The sequence below is a fragment of the Paraplanobispora siamensis genome (assembly GCF_016863175.1).
GTDB classification, from domain to species: domain Bacteria; phylum Actinomycetota; class Actinomycetes; order Streptosporangiales; family Streptosporangiaceae; genus Planobispora; species Planobispora siamensis.
The window spans coordinates 1-1,103 of sequence record NZ_BOOJ01000139.1 but is presented as its reverse complement, the minus strand read 5'-3'; the positions used below and the strand labels follow the sequence as shown (position 1 = coordinate 1,103).

Sequence of the window (1,103 nt, the reverse complement as noted above, 5' to 3'; positions counted from 1 at the left end):
CTAGACGAGTAAGTCCTAAAGCTGAGAGCGGGTACGGCGTGCGTACCGGCTGATGGACCCGCCCGTGAGGCGCGTCGGTGGTGGGCCGGGCGTTGCCCACCCAGGCTGCGCCTCACGGCAGAGGAGTCTGACCTCGACGCCAGGACAACGGCGACGAAGGGTGCTGAGGATCGGTTTGTGACAACAGACCTCAACACCCTTCTCACCGCACTGTACGTCAAGATCGACGATTGGCTCGGTGCTCCCGGCACCCCGCCCCGCCTGGGCCGCCTACCCCGGCTGACCGACGCCGAACTGCTCACCGTGGCCATCGCCCAAGCCCTGCTGGGCATCCGCTCCGAGACCCGCTGGCTGCGCTTCCTGCCCGCGCATCTGCCCGGCGCCTTCCCCTACCTGCCCGGCCAGTCCGGCTACAACAAGCGCCTGCGCGCGGCCCTGCCCCTGCTCCAGCGCGCCATCACCGCCCTGGCCCGCGACACCGACCTGTGGGCCGACCCGCTGGGGGTCGTCGACTCCACCCCCGTCGAATGCGGCCGCTCCCGCCCTACCGCGCAGCGCTCGAACCTGGCCGGGTGGGCCGGCTACGGCTACTGCCGCTCCCACTCACGCTACTTCTGGGGCTGCGCCTGCACCTGGTGTGCACCCCCGCCGGGCTACCGATCACCTGGGCCCTGGCCACCCCCAAGCTGGATGAGCGCCAGGTGCTGATGGCCATGCTCGACCACGATCCGCGTCTGACGGCCGAACGCCCCGGTCTGCTGATCATCGCCGACAAGGGGTATGTGTCGGCCGAGCTTGATGCCTACCTGGCCCAGCGAGGCGTGCGGCTGCTGCGGCCCTCCTACCGCAACCTGGCGCCCCGGCCCGGCGAGCAGTTCCTCAAACCGGTTCGTCAGCTGATCGAGTCGGTCAACGACACCCTCAAGGGCCAGCTTGATCTGGAACTGCACGGCGGGCGCAGCCCGCTGGGCGTCGCGGTCCGCGTCGCCCAGAGGATCCTGGCGTTGACCGCAGCGATCTGGCACAACCGGGCCACTGGACAGCCCGTCACCCGGTCACTGATCGCCTACGACCACTGACCGGACTTCGGACTTACTCGTCTA

1 pseudogene is annotated in these 1,103 nt (G+C 69.4%); it reads left to right on the top strand.

What is annotated here, in order from left to right:
* Positions 1–177 precede the first annotated feature (177 nt).
* Positions 178–1,079, top strand: a pseudogene (locus tag Psi01_RS42905) (IS982 family transposase).
* The last annotated feature ends 24 nt before the right edge of the window (positions 1,080–1,103 follow it).